Below are 17,258 nucleotides of genomic sequence, written 5' to 3'. Positions count from 1 at the left end.
TGGAACGTATAAGTTCCACTATGCATTTTTTGATACTGTATATATAAAAGGAGAGGGACAGATGCTCACACGGTTCTTTGCCCTGATGATCATCGTCGTGCTGGCGCTCAGCGCGTGCGGCGGAGCGCAACCGGCGCCCTCAGGCGGAGCGTCGCCGACGGTTGCGCCTGCCGCGCCCACAGTTGCGCCTGCCGCGCCCACAGTTGCGCCGACCACGCCGCCCGTGGCGATGGCGCCAGCGCTCAATGTTCTGGCGGTGCAATCATTTCTGGCTGATATCGCGCAGAATGTCGCCGGTGACCGTTTGAAAGTCGAAGCGTTGATTCCGCTCGGCGTCGATCCGCATATCTTCGAACCAACACCCGCAGATGTACGCAAAGTCGCCGACAGCGACGTTCTGATCATCAATGGCGCAGGTTTTGAAGAGTTTCTCGCCAGTCTGCTGGAAAACGCCGGCGGCGAGCGCCTGGTTATCGAAGCGTCGAAAGGGCTGAGCAGTCGCACAGCGCGTGAAGGCGAAGTGGCGGTCATGAGTCCGGAAGAACTGACCGATGCGCTGTGCGTCGAGGCAGCCGATCTTTTCCTGGCGGCGGAAGAGATTACTGCTGGCGCTGAGCGAGCATCCGCCGTCGAACTCGGCGCCCACGCGGAGAAAGAAGCCGATCACGGGCACGATCACGATCACGAGCATGCCCACGATCACGGCGGGATGTTCTGGCAGGTGATGCTGAACCGACAGGCGGACGGCACGTATGCCGGGTTCTTGAAATGGGACGCTGAAGGCGGTGAGATCGCCATTGCGACCGGTGATGGCGCCCTGGTTGTGACCGGCATCGACACAGGGGCAGCACTCGACGCCGAAGAGACGCTGACGCTCAACTGCTCCGGTTTGACGCAGGCGATGATCATGGATGTGGAGAAGGGCGAGTATCTGCTGGCGCTGACCGGTTTTCGCGCGCCGCAGGCAACGCTGATGATCGGCACGCCCGGCGGGCATCATCACCACGATGAGGGCGACCCGCACTTCTGGCTCGATCCGATGAACGTCGTCACGTATGTCGCCAACATCCGCGACGGATTGATCAGCGTCGATCCCGCTGGCGCCGAGGTCTACCGCGCAAATGCTGAGCGCTACATCGCGCAATTGAACGAACTCGACCGCTTCATTGCCAGCGAAGTTGCTGCAATTCCTGAAGCCAACCGCAAACTGGTGACGAACCACGAAAGTTTCGGGTATTTTGCCGACCGCTACGGCTTCCGTATCATTGGCACGATTGTGCCCGGCGTCACCACCGGCGCTTCCCCGTCGGCGCAGCAACTGGCGCGGTTGACCGAGCGAGTGCGCGATGCGGGTGTCAAAGTCATCTTCCTGGAAACCGGCGCCAATCCGCAACTCGCCGAACAACTGGCGCGCGAGACAGGGATCACTATCGTTTCTGATCTCTACACGCACTCGTTATCGGAAGCCGATGGACCGGCGCCGACATATATTGATATGATGCGGTACAATGTTAAGCGGATCGTTGAGGCGCTGAAACAGGGATGAACACGCCACATATCGAACAGGAACCAGCCCATCTTGAGATCGAGCGCCTGACCGTCGCCTATGGGCGGCGGCGGGTGCTCGATGATATTTCGTTTCGTGTGGAATACGGCGAACGAGTGGTGCTGGTGGGACCAAACGGCGCTGGCAAGTCGACTCTGTTCAAGGCGCTGGTCGGTCTGGTGAAGCCACAGAGCGGCACGATCCGCATTCACGGACTGCCGCCTGGTGCGCATACCGACTGTGTAGCCTACGTGCCGCAGCGTGAGGATGTCGACTGGCGCTTTCCGGTGACTGTCGCCGATGTGGTGATGATGGGACGGTTTGGACGGCTCGGCTGGTTGAGACGCCCAACGCGCGCCGACCACGCGGCTGTTGAACGTGGGATGGAGTTGATGGGTGTGGCTCACCTGGCGCGTCGTCCTATCGGAGAATTGTCCGGCGGTCAGCAGCAGCGTGTCTTTCTGGCGCGCGCGCTGGCGCAGGAGCCGCACATCCTCCTGCTCGATGAACCGTTCACCGGCGTCGATGCAGCAACCCAGGAAGCAACCCTCAGTGTGCTCGACGCCCTCAGCGATCAAAAGGTGACGATTATCCTCTCCACGCACGACCTTGGTCTTGCAGCGGCGCGCTTTGAGCGCGTGTTGCTGATCAACCGGCGCCTGATCGGTGATGGACCTCCAGTCCGGGTCTTGAGTCGCGGTCCGCTGGCTGAGGCGTTTGGCGGACAGGTGTTGACACTGCCCGATGGCTCGGTGCTGGTCGATCAGTGCGCCTGTCATCAATCTGAACCAGAAAGCATTGTGGTGAAATGAATACCCTGTGGTCCTGGATCGTTGCGCCGCTTGCATACGGTTTTATGCAGCGCGGTATGCTTGCGGCGGTTCTGGTTGGCATTCTGTGTGCGATTATTGGATGTTATGTTGTGCTGCGCTCGATGGCGTTCCTCGGTGATGCGCTGGCGCATGCCGTGCTACCGGGAGTCGCCATTGCCTATCTGATGGGAGCAAACCTGCTGATGGGCGCGCTTGCCGCAGCCGTCGTCGTTGCGTTGCTGATCAGTCTCTTCTCACGCCAGGGAACGATCAAAGAAGACACTGCCATTGGCATTGTGTTCGCCGCAGCGCTGGCGCTTGGCGTGGCGTTGATCAGCAGTGTGCGCACGTATGCCGTCGATCTGACGCACATCATGTTCGGCAATGTGCTGGGGGTCAGCCCCACAGACGTGTGGCTGATTGCGGGGATCGGCGCGGCGGTGCTGCTGACCGTCCTGGCATTCTACCGTCAGTTCCTGGTTATTGCTTTTGATCCGGTGCTGGCAGCCACCCAACGCCTGCCGGTCGAGCGCCTGCGTATGCTGTTGCTGCTTTTGATTGCACTGACCATTGTTGTATCGTTGCAGACGGTTGGCGTCGGATTGGTTGCAGCGATGCTGGTCACGCCTGGCGCTACGGCGTACCTGCTCACCCGACGTCTGCCCGCGATGATGATGGTTGCTGCGCTGATCGGCGCAGTCGCCAGTATCAGCGGGTTGTATCTGAGTTACTACGTCAATATCGCCTCCGGTGCGGCAGTCGTACTGGTGGCAACCGCGCTGTTCACGGCTGTCTTCCTGTTCGCGCCGGAGCGCGGCGTTGTCTGGCGACGCGGGTAGGGGTATGGTACAATATCGCTCCCGTTCCTGGAAAGACGCCGTTCCTGGCGCTTCGTAAGATGGACGAACTGGATTCAGAGAGAGCAAGCAGGGGGCCTTCCGTGACCGAAACGCAAAAAGTGCCGCGCCGTGATGAGATTCCTGAGCATTATCGCTGGGATCTGACGACGATATATGTCGATGATGCCGCCTGGGAGCAGGATGTCGCTACGATCGAGCAGATGCTGAGCGATGTTGCCGCAGTGCAAGGACGCGTCGCTGGCAGCCCTGACGACCTGCTGGCGGCATTGCGACTACGCGATCAGGTATCGATGCGTCTCTGGCAGATCTACGTCTACGCCAACCGTCGCTTTGATAGCGACACAACCGACCCGGTCGGGCAGGCGCTTGCCGAACGCGCCGGAACGCTGGCGGCGAAGGTCGGCGCGGCGCTGGCGTTTATCGAACCGGAGATCCTGGCGGCGCCGGAGGATCAGATCCGCGCCTGGATCCGGGAGTACCCCGATCTGGCAGTGTATGAGTACGCACTGGATCAGTTGTTGCGCCAGCGCGCTCACGTGCGCTCTGCCGAGGTCGAAGCGATCCTGGCGCAGTTCAGCGATATTACACGCGCGCCGGGCGAGATTTTTGAAGTCTTGACCAATGCCGATCTGCATTTTCCATCAATTGAGGATGAGCAGGGGCAGCCGGTGCAACTGTCGCACGGGCGTTTCCTGCGCTTCCTGCGCAGTCCTGATCGCAGGGTGCGCCGCGATGCGTTCGTCGGGTACTATAGCGCCTTCCAGGGGATACGCAATACGCTGGGGGCGTCGCTTGCCGCGCAGGTGCGCACCCACGTGCTGAATGCGAAGGTTCGCAATTATGCGTCATCACTGGAGGCGGCGCTGACGCCGAACGACATTCCGGTGGAGGTTTACCATAACCTGATTGCGACGGTCAACGCCAGCCTGCCCCGTCTCCACCGCTATTTCCAGGCGCGCCGGAAGATCATGGGGCTGGATGAACTGCACTTCTACGATCTGTACGCCCCGCTCGTTCCAGAAGCAGATGTTGCGGTTCCGTATGAAGAAGCGGAACGCATGGTGCGTGCGGCATTCGAGCCGCTCGGCGATGAGTATGGCGCTGCCGTTGCGCAGGCGTTCCGCAGTCGCTGGATCGATGTCTACGAGAATATCGGCAAGCGCAGCGGCGCATACAGCGACGGTTCGTACACCACTGCGCCGTTCATGCTGCTGAATTACCAGGAACGCCTGAACGACGTGTTTACGCTGGCGCACGAACTCGGTCATGCAATGCACTCGTACTTCACGCGCAAGACGCAGCCCTACATTTATGGCGACTACACCATCTTTGTCGCTGAAGTCGCTTCCACGCTGAACGAGGCGCTGTTGACCGATCACCTGTTGCGAACGCGCGATGACCCGATCCTGCGCCGCTATCTGATTGTCGAGCAACTGGAAGATATTCGCACCACACTCTTCCGACAGACCATGTTCGCCGAGTTTGAACTGGAAATCCATCGTCGGGCGGAGACAGGAGAGCCGCTGACGACCGAACTGTTCAGCACGATCTACCGCGATCTGGTGGCGCGTTACCACGGGTCGGAAGTGGCGCTCGACGAGCAGATCGCGCTGGAATGGGCGCGTATTCCGCATTTCTACTACAATTTTTATGTCTACCAGTATGCAACCGGGCTTTCGGCGGCGCTGGCGCTGCACAAACGGATCGTTCAGGAAGGAAGTCCAGCTATCGAGCGGTATCTGCATTTCCTGCGCAGCGGATCGTCGCGCCCTTCGATTGAACTGTTGCGCGATGCCGGGGTTGATATGCTCTCGCCAGCGCCGATCCAGGCGGCGATGGATCACTTCAGCGCATTGCTCGATGAACTGGAGCGGATGACATAGGAGGGACGCCGCTACGCGCGGGGCAGCAGGCGAAGGCGATGGCGGACGATGAGGAGCGCGACAGGGACGCCGCACTGCTGCCCCGTCTGTCCGGGAAACTCATACAATCGGCGGTCGTCGGCGCCAGTGCCCGGTCGCCTGCTCGAAGGCGTGCGCCAGTTGCAGCACGCCGAAATCGTTGTGGTGACGCCCGACCAGTTGCAACCCGACCGGCAACCCGTCGCGCGTGAACCCTGCGGGAACGGAAATCGCCGGGAAACCGGTGATTGAAATATAGTAACACGATCGCATCCAGTCGATGTACGTGTCCATCGGGACGCCGTTGATCTCCGTCACATACGGTTGTTCAATGGGGAAAGGCGGAACCTGGACGACCGGCAGCGCCAGGAACTCATACGTTTGCATGAACCTGCGCATCCGGTGGTACAGCGCCGTGCGCAGCCGTTCGGCGCGCCCGATCTGCGGTCCTGTCAGCGCACGCCCCTGTTCGATTTCCCAGAGAATCGTCTCTTTGAGACGATCACGATGCGTATCGGCAAGCTCGCCCAGTTTTTGTTCGTATCCCCAGGCGCGCCACACCTTGAACGCTTCGTCCGCGCCGGTGAAATCCGGTTCAGTCTCTTCGACGATGCAGCCGATCGCTTCCAGCACCGGGCGCGCCTGTTCAAGCACAGCGGTGACCTCTGGATCGATGGGCAATCCGCTGGCGGTGCGGCTCCACGCCACGCGCACACCGTGGAAATCACGGTCGAGCGGTTGACGAAAGTGCGCCCCCGGTTTCTGGAGAGCGATCGGTGAGCAGGGATGCGGTCCTGCCATGGCGCTGAGCAGCAGCGCAGCATCCGCCACCGTGCGCGCCATCGGACCGGGCACGCTGAGGGTCTGCCAGGCGGCGCGATCCGAGCAGGACGGTACGCGCCCCGGCGACGGACGAAAGCCGACCACATTGCAGAAGCTGGCAGGATTGCGCAGCGATCCGCCAGTATCACTCCCATCGGCAATCGGGAGCATGCCGCACGCCAGGGCTACCGCTGCGCCGCCACTGCTGCCGCCGCAGGTTTTCGAGAGGTCGTAGGGGTTGCGGGTTGCGCCAAAGACCGGGTTGAACGTCTGAGAGCCGGCGCCAAACTCAGGGGTGTTGGTCTTGCCGATCAAGATCGCCCCGGCGTTGCGTATGCGGGTTACGATCAGGTCATCGACGTCGGGAACGAAGTCGGCGTAGATCGGAGAGCCAAACGTTGTGCGCATCCCCTTCGTCTGCACCAGGTCTTTGTGCGCCACCGGCAATCCGTGCAGGGGTCCGACGGCATCGCTGCGGCGTAGTGCAGCATCAGCTGCGCGCGCCTGCGCCAGCGCCTGTTCGGGCGCCAGTGTAACAATTGCGTTGACCTGCGGGTTGACTCGTTCGATCTGGCGCAGGTGCGCCTCCATTACCTCGACGCACGATATACTGCGGGCGCGAATGCGCTGTGTAAGCTCGATGGCAGTGAGGAAACAGAGTTCGGCGGTATTGTCCATGCTTATCCTTTGCCGATGTTCTACGCCAGCAGTGCGATCAAAAAAACTGCCTGTGCGGAAGGAAGGTCTGCTGGTTGTTTCTGAAGCCAGGAGGAAACCGCAACCAGAATGAAGCCGAGTATGAGCAGCGCCAGTTGAATACACCCCATAATAATGCTGGCGATTGCACGTCCACGCCCGCCGAGCCGTCCATCCGAGGCGGCGATCTCATCGAGCGCGCGATAACCGACGACAATTGCAAGGATCGAGAAGACGAGCGGCACACAGGAAAACACACCAAGAAGAGCGAATATCAGACTGAGATTTGCCGCCGGGCTGATCGGCTGTTCGCTCACTATCCAGCTATAGCGTCTGTCTTTCTTTAGTATCTCTAGCAGCGGGTGCAGCTGCGAACGGCGCGACGAGCCTGGTGCGTCGGTCGTGGCGTGTGCGCGACGGTCTGGATCACTTGCCTGCGACGCGCGGATCTGCATGCCGCAGAACGGGCAGAACTGCACGTCCGATTCCTCGATCACCCCATCGCAACTCGGACATCTCATGAGCCTCCTCCCAGTTCGCGCACTTTACTGGAAATATCGGGGGCAGTGACCAGCGCTTCACCGACCAGGATTGCATCGGCGCCCCACGAGCGCACCAGTGCGACGTGTTCGGCGGTAAAAATGCCGCTCTCGCTGACCAGCAGCGGACGATTCGATGATGGCAGCAACGCAGCCAGGCGGCGGGTCGTCTCCAGGGTCGTCGTAAAACTGTGCAGGTCACGGTTGTTGACGCCGATAATGGATGCACCGGCATCCAGAGCGCGCCGGAGTTCGTCTTCGTTATGCACCTCGACCAGCGCCTGCATGCCGAAGGAGTGGGTCAGCGCCAGCAGCGCCGCCAGCGTCTCGTCGTCGAGCGCGGCGACGATCAGGAGCAGCGCATCGGCGCCATACGCGCGCGCCTCTGCGACCTGATACGGGTCGATGATGAAATCCTTGCGGAGGAGCGGCAATGGCGGCACCGCTCCCCGATCGACCATGGCGCGAATTCCTTCCAGATGCTTCAGGCTGCCCTGGAAGAAGCGCACATCGGTGAGCACCGAAATGGCGGATGCACCGTTGCTGGCATAGGTATGCGCCAGCGCCAGCGGATCGAAGTTCTCGATCAGGACGCCTTTCGACGGCGATGCTTTCTTGACCTCGGCGATCAGCGCGATGGGGCGATGTGCACGCAGCGCAGCGGCGAAGTCGCGTGGCGGCGGCGCCGCTTCTGCCCGCGCGCGGATCTGTGCGTCGGGTATCTTGATGCGCTGTCGCTCGACTTCAACACGCTTGTGGGTCAGAATGCGGTTGAGTATTGTGTCCATAGGAGAACCGAGAACCAGGAACCGGGAACCAGGAACCGGGAACCAGGAACCGAGAACTGAGAACCGGGAACTGTTTAACGTTCAACGTTCAACGTTCAACGTTCAACCGTATCTGCGGCATAACGGGATCGGTTGGCGAGGCGGAGTTCTTCGACCGCTGCAAGGATTTGCGGGTCGTTTTCGTCGTCGTAGCGCCACCATTCCGCTTCCACTACCCGGTCGGGCTGAACGCCTGTTCCTTCGAGCAATGAGCCGTCGGGCAGGCGAAAGACCAGTTCCGCCACCCAGAAACGTGAGCCATCGTCGAGATCATATCCGATCAGGTTTTCGGTGTTGCCAGCGCTTGGCGTACCGACGATCCGCGCACGACCACGGAACTGCAGACCGGCGGCAAACATCTCGGCGGCGCTGGCGGTCTCATCACTCGTCAGCACAACGATTGGCACCTGCTCGAGCAGGGGCAGGGTGCGACCCGACGGCACATCGATGCTGAAGGAACGGTCTCGTCCGGTACTGCTGCCGATCGTGCCGCCGTCGAGAAACAGCCCCAGCGTGCGGCGGAGCATATCCAGGCGCCCGCCGCCGTTGGTGCGCACATCCAGGATCAACCCATCGAGCGGTCCAGACCGAAACAGCGACATGATCGCGTCGGTCACACGCTCGTCGAGAGCAGAAATGTTGAATGTATCGATCAGAACCACGCCAACGTCGGTTCCTGGCAGACGGCGCGCCTCGACAATCGGGAAGGCGTCGGGCGGAATAACCTGGCGGATGACGGTCACTTCGCGCACTGCGCCAGCGCTGCTGCGCACCCTGAGTTGCACAGGTGTTCCCGGTTGCCCGCGCACCACCGTGATCGGACCGCCGGGACCGAAGGTGACGGTGTCGCTGACCGGCACTCCGTTGACGGCAACGATCAGGTCGCGCGGTTGCAATCCTGCCTGTTCCGCCGGACTGTTGGGGGCGAGACGGGTGATCAGAATACCCTCTGGCAGTTCGCGGATCATCGCGCCAATGCCAGCATATGCCACCCCGCCATCGAAACGGGCTGCCTCTTCGGCTACTTCCTGCGGCGTGTCGAAGCGTGTATGATCATCGCCGAGACGAGCCACCATTTGCTCGATCAGCGCATAGAACTCTTCTTCCGACGCAGCCCTGGCAATCAATGGCTCGAACTCTTCGCGTACTGCGTCCCAGTCGATGCCGCCGTAATCCTCGTACACATACCGGTCGCGCACCAGCGTCCAGACATCGTTGAAGATCTCCTGGCGCATGCTGGCAGTCAGCGGTGCGAGTGTCGGAGTCGGCAGGAGCGGGTAAGGGGTAACGGTTGGCGTTGGAATCGGCGTAGGGGTATGGGTTGGCGTCGGTGTCGCGGTTGGCAATGGCGGCGTTGCCGTCGATGTGGCGGCTGGCAACTCTGTCGGCGTCGAAAGCGGAACGACAGGTGCAGTCGGATCTGGTCGCAGCGCCACAGGGAAAGCGCCGCACCCCGCCAGCACACCGGCGATCAGCGCAATCAGGGTTGAGCGGAAGCGAATCTTCATACCGTCATTGTACACGAGAAACGGGGAGCGTGTTGATACGATATTCCTATCGCAATAAATGGCGGAGGAATGTGTACTGAATCGAATGCCTCTTCACCAATGCGCAACACGCGGATGATGTCTGCGCAAAGAATGCCCTGTCCGCTGCTCCGGGCATGGCATGCCTTCACGCGACATGCCATGCCCGACATTTCGCCTTCCCGCCGATGGAAGGCTATCGTGTAATGAGCGGCAGCATAACCCGGTATTGCTGTGGTGATCCAACGGTATTGTCCTGAATCGTGAACGTCACCGCGCCCGACTCGCCGCCGCCGGGGGCGGGGTTGAAAACCGTCACATTCGCCGTCCCGGCGGTCGCAATGTCGCTGGCGGGGATGGCGGCGGTCAGTTGGGTGCTGGAGACGAAGGTCGTTGGGCGAGGACTTCCGTTCCAGCGCACCACCGCGCCGTTGACGAAGTTCGTGCCGGTGATGGTGAGGGTGAAGCCGCCGCTCCCGGCGACCGCCGTCGCTGGACTGATGCTGCTGATCGTCGGCGATGGGTTAGTGATGGTGAACGTCGCCGCGCCCGACTCGCCGCCGCCGGGGGCGGGGTTGAAGACCGTCACATTCGCCGTCCCGGCGGTCGCAACGTCGCTGGCGGGGATGGTGGCGGTCAGCACTGTGCTGGACACGAACCCCGTGGTGCGGTTGTTCCCGTTCCAGCGCACCACCGCGCCGGTGACGAAGTTCGTGCCGGTGATGGTGAGGGTGAACCCGCCGCTCCCGGCGACCGTTGTCGCTGGACTGATAGTCGTGATCGTCGGCGATGGATTCGTGATGGTGAAAGTTGCCGTGTTGGACGTACCGCCGCCGGGAGCAGGGTTGAAGACCGTCACGTTCGCCGTCCCGGCGGTCGCAACATCGCTGGCGGGGATGGCGGCGGTCAGTTGGGTGCTGGAGACGAAGGTCGTGGTGCGATTACTTCCGTTCCAGCGCACCACCGAGTTGGTGACGAAGTTCGTGCCGGTGATGGTGAGGGTGAAGCCGCCGTTCCCGGCGACCGCCGTCGCTGGACTGATGCTGCTGATCGTCGGCGCCGGATTATTGATGGTGAACGTCACCGCGCCCGACTCGCCGCCGCCGGGGGTGGGGTTGAAGACCGTCACGTTCGCCGTCCCGGCGGTCGCAACGTCGCTGGCGGAGATGGCGGCTTCCAACCGGGTGCTGGAGACGAAGGTCGTCAGGCGGTCGCTCCCATTCCAGCGCACCACCGAGTTGGTGACGAAGTTCGTACCGGTGATGGTGAGGGTGAACCCGCCGCTTCCGGCGACCGTTGTCGCTGGACTGATGCTGCTGATCGTCGGCAAGGGGTTCGTGATGGTGAAGGGTGCCGTGTTGGAGGTGAGATTCCCCGGATTGACAACGGTGACATTCGCTGTCCCGGCAGTCGCAATATTGCTGGCGGGAATGGTGGCGGTCAGTTGAGTACTGGAGATGAAGTTGGTCGCTGTGATGGGACTTCCGTTCCAGTGGACAACCGAGCGATCCGATCCGGTTCCGTCGATAAAACCGCTGCCGTTGACGGTCAGCGTAAACTCTGCACCGCCAGCGACTGCCTGATCTGGACTCAGGCTCGTGATCTGAGGCGTGGGAATGGTGTCGCCACAAATCACGAATGGAAACTCGGCGATACGGTCACTCACATCATAATCACCTCGCGGCGCCCACGTTCCCGGCTCGCCACTGGTCAGGTCAAGCTGGCGCGCATTATTGCTGGTGGCGAAACTGACTGCTGGAACCCAGGGACCGGTAAAGCTGGGGCTACCCGCCATACCCCACTCGATCCAGTAGGTGCCAGGCAGCAGTGTGGTGATGCTAAAGGGCCAGTTAACCGTTACCGCCATGATCGGGCGATCGGTGTTTCCTAAATCGTTGGAATACGCGCGGTAGACGCCGGTCCACTGGTTGTTCGTAATTGTGGCATCGACCGGTCCGGCAATGACCTCACCGCCTTCGCCTGGTGTGCCGTTCCACAGGCGCAGATCTATCACACCGGTGATGCTGGATGACGAAGAGATGGCGTAGGTCTGGTAGGCATAAAAAGTGAGCGCTGAAGGACGCCATCCGTTACTGGTCACGGTGAAATCGTCTGCCAGGCGAGCACGCCTGGGAGAGCCAGAGGGAAAAGAGGTCTGTAGCTGCGTCGGATCAACCAGAAAGCCAAGTCCTCGGTGAAATGGATCCGATGGAGGCGAACTGGTATCGGCGCCTCCTGCTCCGTTGTTTTCCCCAGTGATGAATGTGCCGTTGGTGAACAGCGGCGTGGTGGAGCACGATGGCTGGACATTGGCCTGCGCTGAGCGGGGTGTGAGACCGGCGACGCCGATCAACCCTGCACAAAGACTCAAAATTGTCAGCGCGCGGATGAAGAGATTGAGAGAAATGGAAGGCTTCATTGATGTTTCCTCCTCGAAATTGTTCCGGGGGCGGGATACGCCTTCATCCATGGGTTACATTGCATTCCACCACGATGGGCGACTTGTTGATGGTGTGTCCACAAACCTTCTCCCTGATGAGACGCCTTCAGTTCCTTCTGCGCGGTAGGTGAGATGTCCGGCGAAACCATGCAACAGGTAGTGCGATCTTTGTTTCATCTGTATCGTATGCGGCGGGGATGAATGTTGTGTGAAGGGGCGCTGCAGCGCGGCGTGGGGGCGCTGTGTGGGGGCGCAGCGCCGCTGCGCCCGTGCAGGCGGCGGGGGCGCAGCAGCGCTTCGTGGGGGCGCAGCAGCGCGGCGCGGGGGCGGCGGGGGCGGCGTAGGGGCGCGGGGGCGGCGTAGGGGCGCAGCAGCGCGGCGCGAGGGCGGCGGGGGCATGGGGCGACGGCGGGTATGGCGGGGGCACGGCAGGGCGCGGGGGCGATGGCGGGTTTGGCGGGGCACGGCAGGGCGCGGGTGCGATGGCGGGGCGCAGCAGGGCAGCGTGGGGGCGCAGCAGCGCGGCGCCCGTACATTTGGGCGTTCTGAAGCCCAAAACAAGAGAAGGAACAAAGGGGCTTCCTCAAAAACCTACCCTGTAAGCGGTAGCGCTCCAAACCTGCGCGTCAGCACCTGTTCCACCACCAGAAGCTGCCCCTCGCGCAATCCCTCCGCCCGTCCTTTGCGCTCCCGGCTGGTGATCCCCCCATCGCACCTTCGTTATGTCTGCTCTGGCGGGGACGCCGCCAGCCACGCTTCGACCTCCGCCAGGCTCGTGAAGTCGAGCAGCGCGTCCGCCAGCGCCGTCAACTCGTCCGCCGTCAGCGTCGCCAGGCGCTCGCGCACCCCCGACGGCAACGCCCCGAACCTGCGCATCAGCATCCGTTCCACCACCAGACGCTGCCCCTCGCGCAGTCCCTCGCGCAATCCCTCCGCGCGTCCCTTCCGCTCCCAACTGGTGATCAACTCCATCACAACCTCCTTCGCCGCACCCGGCAGGCGCGCCACTTCCGCCGCCAGCGCCTGCTCCTCGCGCGCGTTCAACGGCAGATAGATGTCCACAAATTGCCCGATCAGTTGCCGTTGCGCTCCGGTCAGCGGCGCACCCGCCAGCAGCCGCAGACACGCCGCCTTCACCCGCCACCGATCCTCTGGCGCCACCCGCATCCGCGCCATCAGCGCCATCGCCGCCGGATTGCACAGCAATCCCCTCCATCATCTCCTCGTTATGTCTGCTCTGGCGGGGACGCCGCCAGCCACGCTTCGACCTCCGCCAGGCTCGTGAAGTCGAGCAGCGCGTCCGCCAGCGCCGTCAACTCGTCCGCCGTCAGCGTCGCCAGGCGCTCGCGCACCCCCGACGGCAACGCCCCGAACCGGCGCGTCAGCATCCGTTCCACCACCAGACGCTGCCCCTCGCGCAATCCCTCCGCCCGTCCCTCGCGCAACCCCTCCGCGCGTCCCTCGCGCAACCCCTCGCGCAACCCCTCCGCGCGTCCCTTCCGCTCCCAGCTGGTGATCAACTCCATCACAACCTCCTTCGCCGCGCCCGGCAGGCGCGCCACTTCCGCCGCCAGCGCCTGCTCCTCGCGCGCGTTCAACGGCAGATAGATGTCCACAAATTGCCCGATCAGCCGCCGTTGCGCTCCGGTCAGCGGCGCACCCGCCAGCAGCCGCAGACACGCCGCCTTCACCCGCCACCGATCCTCTGGCGCCACCCGCATCCGCGCCATCAGCGCCATCGCCGCCGGATTGGTCGTCGTCAGATACGCCCGCCAGTCCATCCGGTTTAATTGTACCACCTGGTACTGGAACGTCAGCACCGTGCGCTGCGCCGCGCGCACCTCGTGCCGGTCGGCGGCGGGACGCCGCGGGCGCGGATAGGAGCAGAGCGCAATCGGGTAGATCGGCTGGTCGTAGCGGTCGTAGAGCCGCGCAAAGTAGCGAAACATGCGCCGATCCAGCGCAGCGTCGGCCTGCGCCTGATGCTCGAGGTGGATCAGCAGCGTGGCGGGGTGCTGACGCAGGCGCACCTGCGCCACCAGGTCGGCTTCGCGCCGGTCGGGGTCGAAGAGGTCGGCGAAACTCTCTTTGTCGAGAAAAACGGGCGGTGCGGGATCGAGAGCGGCGGCCAGGTCGGGCGCGACCAGGTCGATGAACTCGCGGAAGAAGGCGGTGAGCACCAGTTTGAACAGCGCGTCGTGGTCGAGGGCGGCGGGCATGGGTGCGCTCCAAAGGGTATCCGGTAGCGTGTCAATAGTAGCACACCTGTTCCAGGTTGTCAAGGCATCACGAGAGGGCTTATCGTCGCCGATAGCCAATAGCCGATAGCCGATAGCCGATAGCCGATAGCTGATAGCTGATAGGGTCACCGTTGGCGTTCGCATTCCGCGCAGGCAGGCTTCGCCCTGGATAGCCGGGGGCTTCAGCCTGACGGCTCGTGCGGGATAGCGGATTTATTGCTCAATCGCCATGAGCCCGACGGCTCGTGCGGGATAGCGGATTTATTGCTCAATCTTCATCAGCCCGCAGTCACCCCATGCGGGCGGGGACGCCCGCGCACCCAGGATGCACGTGGGTCAATCATTTTGCCCATCGCTATAATCCTCATCTTCATCCGCCCGCACGGTCAGGGTCAAGCCCGACTTATCCGAGTCCACAATTCCCAAATGGCTGGTATCATGGGAAGTCACAGGTTTCTTGAACAGATAAGGATGGTTTTGTGGAACCACACGTTGCAGACACCCTTGATCGTCTCGAACTGATGGGACGGGTGCGCCTGGCGCTCGATGGGTTGATGACCATCGAACGGTATGCCTGGGATAGCCGTGGCGCGCTGACCATGGTCGGGAAACTTCACGCCCCCGCCGATAAGGTCTACCCGCAGATTCGGGCGGGGATGGCGGCGCTGGGATTCACCCCCTTCTTGCGCAAATCGGGTGACGATGTGGAGATCATGGCGCTGCCGTTCGTCATTTCTGCGCCCAAACCCAACATTGTGCTTCCGGTTGCGCTGTTTATCATCACGGTTCTCTCGACCCTCATGGTCGGCGCGCTCTACGATGGCATCGATGTGTTCAGCAATCCGGCGGGGATTGTGGCTGGCATCCCGTTTTCGGCGACGATTATGGGCATCCTGTTCGTTCACGAGATGGGGCACTACATCGTCGGACGCTGGCGACGCGCGCCGGTCAGTCTGCCGTATTTCATCCCTGTGCCGCCGATCCCGATTCCGGGGCTGGGGATCATTACCTTCACCGGTACGCTCGGCGCGGTCATTGTTCAGCGTGAGCCAATGCTCGACCGCAAGACGATCCTGGAAATCGGCATTGCCGGTCCGCTTGCCGGGCTGGTTGTCGCTCTTCCGTTGCTCTTCTACGGGCTGGCGACCTCGCCGGTCGGTCCGCCGCCTCCCGGAGGCTACATCCAGGAGGGCAATTCGATCCTGTACGCGATGGCGAAGTATCTGGTGTTCGGGCAATTTTTGCCCGGCAATGGCGTTGATGTGCAGTTGAACGCGGTTGCCTGGGGAGCGTGGATCGGCTTGCTGGTGACGATGATCAATCTGCTGCCCATCGGTCAGCTCGACGGCGGGCACGTGGCGTATGCGCTCCTTGGCGAGTATGCCCATTACCTGGCGTATGCCTTTATCGGCGGGTGTGTGTTGCTCGGCATTCTTGTGGCGCCGAACTGGTTGCTGTGGGGAGTGTTGGGACTGTTCATCGGACCACGCCATCCGCCGCCGCTGAACGATGTCTCGCGGATCGGTCCGGGACATGCGGCGCTGGCTGTCCTGGGTTTGATTACATTTGTGCTGCTGTTTATGCCGAATCCGTTGCAGGTGGTCGGTGTGCCGCAATGATGACGGCGATGCTCCTCTCTTTTAGAAGATCCGGCGAGAAGAACCATGATCCAGACCGCCATTCTGCTCGCTGCCGGCGCGGGGACGCGCTTCTGGCCCTACAATGTCGTGCGCAACAAATGCGCCTTTCCGATTGCGAATGTCCCAGCTGTGCGTCGCCTGTCCGACGACCTTGCCGCGCTCGGCATCACCCGCCAGGTCGTCGTGGTCGGCGCAGGGGAAGCGAGTGTGCGCGCCGCCCTGCGCGGCGCATCCGCCGACATTGCCTTTGTGCGCCAGGCGCATCCCGATGGCACGGCTGCCGCTGCGTTCCTCGGCGCTGCCGGCATCGACGGCGATATCCTGGTGGTTGCGGCGGATAGTGTGACCGACCGCGCCAACCTTGCGGCGCTGCGGGAACGGTTTGAGCGCGACCGTCCCCTGGCGGCTGCGCTGACGCAACCCCTCGGCGCCGAGTCCTCGCTCGACTGGCTGATCGCATATGTTGACGACGGGGAACTGCGCGGCGTCGAGGGGCACAGTCGCGATGGCGACCGGCGCTTCTGCGGCGTGTACGCCTTTCGTCCTGAAGCGTTGGCGTTTCTGCGCGACAACCCGGCGCTGATGCGCGTCGGCGTGGGTGGCATGCCGCCCGTCGAAACCGAGATCGCGCAGTCGCTCCAGATGATGGTCGACGAAGGGGAAACCGTTGCTGTCATCGACGCACCCGGCTTCCACGTCGACCTTGACAAGCCGTGGCATATTCTCGAAGCGAATGGACGGGTGATCGGCGCCATGGCCGCTGCGTTGGAGGGGCATCAGATCGACCCGACGGCGCGCGTCCACGATGGCGCCGACATCGGCGGACGCCTGGTGCTTGGACCGGGGGCAGTGATCGGCAATCGCGTGGTGGTGGACGGCGACCTGTGGCTCGGCGCCGGCGCGAAGGCGCTCAACGGCGCGATTGTGCAGGGGCACGCAGTTATCGGGCAGGGAACCGTCGTGCGCGACTACTGTCAGATCGGCGGCGGCTCATCGCTCGGAGCGCGCGGGGTCTACGGGCATGGCGCCGAATTCAGCGGCGTGGCGCTCGATACCGTCTACTGCTACCACTACTGCGAAATCTGGGGCGTCGTCGGGCAGGCGGTCGATTTCGGCGCGGCGACGGTATGCGGCAACCTGCGCTTCGACGACCGCGACACCGTCTGGCGCATCAAGGGGCGACCGGAGATTCCAACAACTGCCGCCAATGCGGCATACTTCGGCGACTTCTGTCGCACCGGCGTCAACGCGATCATCATGCCGGGGCGACGGCTCGGCGTCTACAGCATTTGCGGACCCGGAGTAATCCTGCACGACGATCTCCCCGACCGCACGATGATCATGGTCGCGCAACAGGTCACCACGCGCCCCTGGGGACCGGAACGCTACGGCTGGTAGGTGCGGGAGCG

At 62.5% G+C, this 17,258-nt stretch carries 13 protein-coding genes; 6 read left to right on the top strand and 7 right to left on the bottom strand.

What is annotated here, in order from left to right:
- Window positions 1-61: 61 nt before the first annotated feature.
- The 4 genes from ROSERS_RS06500 to pepF all read left to right on the top strand — a co-directional run bounded on the left by ROSERS_RS06500 (window position 62) and on the right by pepF (window position 5,101).
- The gene (locus tag ROSERS_RS06500) at window positions 62-1,546 is read left to right on the top strand and encodes a metal ABC transporter substrate-binding protein (RefSeq protein ID WP_011956015.1); all 1,485 of its coding nucleotides are present in this window, start codon (window positions 62-64) and stop codon (window positions 1,544-1,546) included.
- Window positions 1,543-2,358 (top strand): metal ABC transporter ATP-binding protein, encoded by an 816-nt coding sequence (locus ROSERS_RS06495; protein WP_011956014.1) that lies wholly within the window; start codon window positions 1,543-1,545, stop codon window positions 2,356-2,358. The genes ROSERS_RS06500 and ROSERS_RS06495 overlap by 4 nt, the downstream gene beginning before the upstream one ends.
- The gene (locus tag ROSERS_RS06490; protein ID WP_011956013.1) at window positions 2,355-3,197 is read left to right on the top strand and encodes a metal ABC transporter permease; all 843 of its coding nucleotides are present in this window, start codon (window positions 2,355-2,357) and stop codon (window positions 3,195-3,197) included. The genes ROSERS_RS06495 and ROSERS_RS06490 overlap by 4 nt, the downstream gene beginning before the upstream one ends.
- 101 nt (window positions 3,198-3,298) lie before the next feature.
- Entirely contained in the window at window positions 3,299-5,101 is a 1,803-nt protein-coding gene (gene pepF, locus ROSERS_RS06485) for an oligoendopeptidase F (protein ID WP_011956012.1), read from the top strand.
- 99 nt (window positions 5,102-5,200) lie between these two features.
- Here pepF and ROSERS_RS06480 read toward each other — a convergent pair whose 3' ends face one another.
- From ROSERS_RS06480 to ROSERS_RS27135, 7 genes are all read right to left on the bottom strand, one after another.
- Window positions 5,201-6,619 (bottom strand): amidase, encoded by a 1,419-nt coding sequence (locus tag ROSERS_RS06480; protein WP_011956011.1) that lies wholly within the window; start codon window positions 6,617-6,619, stop codon window positions 5,201-5,203.
- Window positions 6,620-6,639: 20 nt separating this feature from the next.
- Entirely contained in the window at window positions 6,640-7,158 is a 519-nt protein-coding gene (locus ROSERS_RS06475) for a DUF4190 domain-containing protein (protein WP_011956010.1), read from the bottom strand.
- Window positions 7,155-7,964, bottom strand: a complete 810-nt coding sequence (gene trpC / locus ROSERS_RS06470; protein ID WP_011956009.1) for an indole-3-glycerol phosphate synthase TrpC — start codon at window positions 7,962-7,964, stop codon at window positions 7,155-7,157. Before trpC ends, ROSERS_RS06475 begins: the two co-directional genes overlap by 4 nt.
- Before the next feature lie 95 nt (window positions 7,965-8,059).
- Window positions 8,060-9,511, bottom strand: a complete 1,452-nt coding sequence (locus ROSERS_RS06465; protein ID WP_011956008.1) for a S41 family peptidase — start codon at window positions 9,509-9,511, stop codon at window positions 8,060-8,062.
- 214 nt (window positions 9,512-9,725) lie between these two features.
- On the bottom strand, window positions 9,726-11,948 hold the full coding sequence (locus tag ROSERS_RS06460; RefSeq protein WP_011956007.1) for a beta strand repeat-containing protein: 2,223 nt from the start codon (window positions 11,946-11,948) through the stop codon (window positions 9,726-9,728).
- A gap of 741 nt (window positions 11,949-12,689) precedes the next feature.
- Complete coding sequence (locus ROSERS_RS06455) at window positions 12,690-13,175, bottom strand: DUF4351 domain-containing protein (protein ID WP_232282781.1); 486 nt, start codon at window positions 13,173-13,175, stop codon at window positions 12,690-12,692.
- Window positions 13,176-13,195: 20 nt separating this feature from the next.
- Window positions 13,196-14,188 (bottom strand): DUF4351 domain-containing protein, encoded by a 993-nt coding sequence (locus ROSERS_RS27135; protein WP_011956005.1) that lies wholly within the window; start codon window positions 14,186-14,188, stop codon window positions 13,196-13,198.
- Window positions 14,189-14,688: 500 nt separating this feature from the next.
- Here ROSERS_RS27135 and ROSERS_RS06445 point away from each other — a divergent pair, with 500 nt between their 5' ends.
- Entirely contained in the window at window positions 14,689-15,828 is a 1,140-nt protein-coding gene (locus ROSERS_RS06445) for a site-2 protease family protein (protein ID WP_011956004.1), read from the top strand.
- Between the two features lie 45 nt (window positions 15,829-15,873).
- Complete coding sequence (locus ROSERS_RS06440; RefSeq protein WP_011956003.1) at window positions 15,874-17,247, top strand: sugar phosphate nucleotidyltransferase; 1,374 nt, start codon at window positions 15,874-15,876, stop codon at window positions 17,245-17,247.
- The last annotated feature ends 11 nt before the right edge of the window (window positions 17,248-17,258 follow it).

This window comes from Roseiflexus sp. RS-1, from assembly GCF_000016665.1.
Taxonomy (GTDB): Bacteria; Chloroflexota; Chloroflexia; order Chloroflexales; family Roseiflexaceae; genus Roseiflexus.
This window is presented reverse-complemented; position numbering and strand designations above follow the sequence as displayed.

Coding starts and splice junctions, on each gene's coding strand:
- ROSERS_RS06500 (WP_011956015.1), top strand. CDS start 62: ATGCTCACACGGTTCTTTGCCCTGATGATCATCGTCGTGCTGGCGCTC.
- ROSERS_RS06495 (WP_011956014.1), top strand. CDS start 1,543: ATGAACACGCCACATATCGAACAGGAACCAGCCCATCTTGAGATCGAG.
- ROSERS_RS06490 (WP_011956013.1), top strand. CDS start 2,355: ATGAATACCCTGTGGTCCTGGATCGTTGCGCCGCTTGCATACGGTTTT.
- ROSERS_RS06480 (WP_011956011.1), bottom strand. CDS start 6,619: ATGGACAATACCGCCGAACTCTGTTTCCTCACTGCCATCGAGCTTACA.
- ROSERS_RS06475 (WP_011956010.1), bottom strand. CDS start 7,158: ATGAGATGTCCGAGTTGCGATGGGGTGATCGAGGAATCGGACGTGCAG.
- trpC (WP_011956009.1), bottom strand. CDS start 7,964: ATGGACACAATACTCAACCGCATTCTGACCCACAAGCGTGTTGAAGTC.
- ROSERS_RS06465 (WP_011956008.1), bottom strand. CDS start 9,511: ATGAAGATTCGCTTCCGCTCAACCCTGATTGCGCTGATCGCCGGTGTG.
- ROSERS_RS06460 (WP_011956007.1), bottom strand. CDS start 11,948: ATGAAGCCTTCCATTTCTCTCAATCTCTTCATCCGCGCGCTGACAATT.
- ROSERS_RS27135 (WP_011956005.1), bottom strand. CDS start 14,188: ATGCCCGCCGCCCTCGACCACGACGCGCTGTTCAAACTGGTGCTCACC.
- ROSERS_RS06440 (WP_011956003.1), top strand. CDS start 15,874: ATGATCCAGACCGCCATTCTGCTCGCTGCCGGCGCGGGGACGCGCTTC.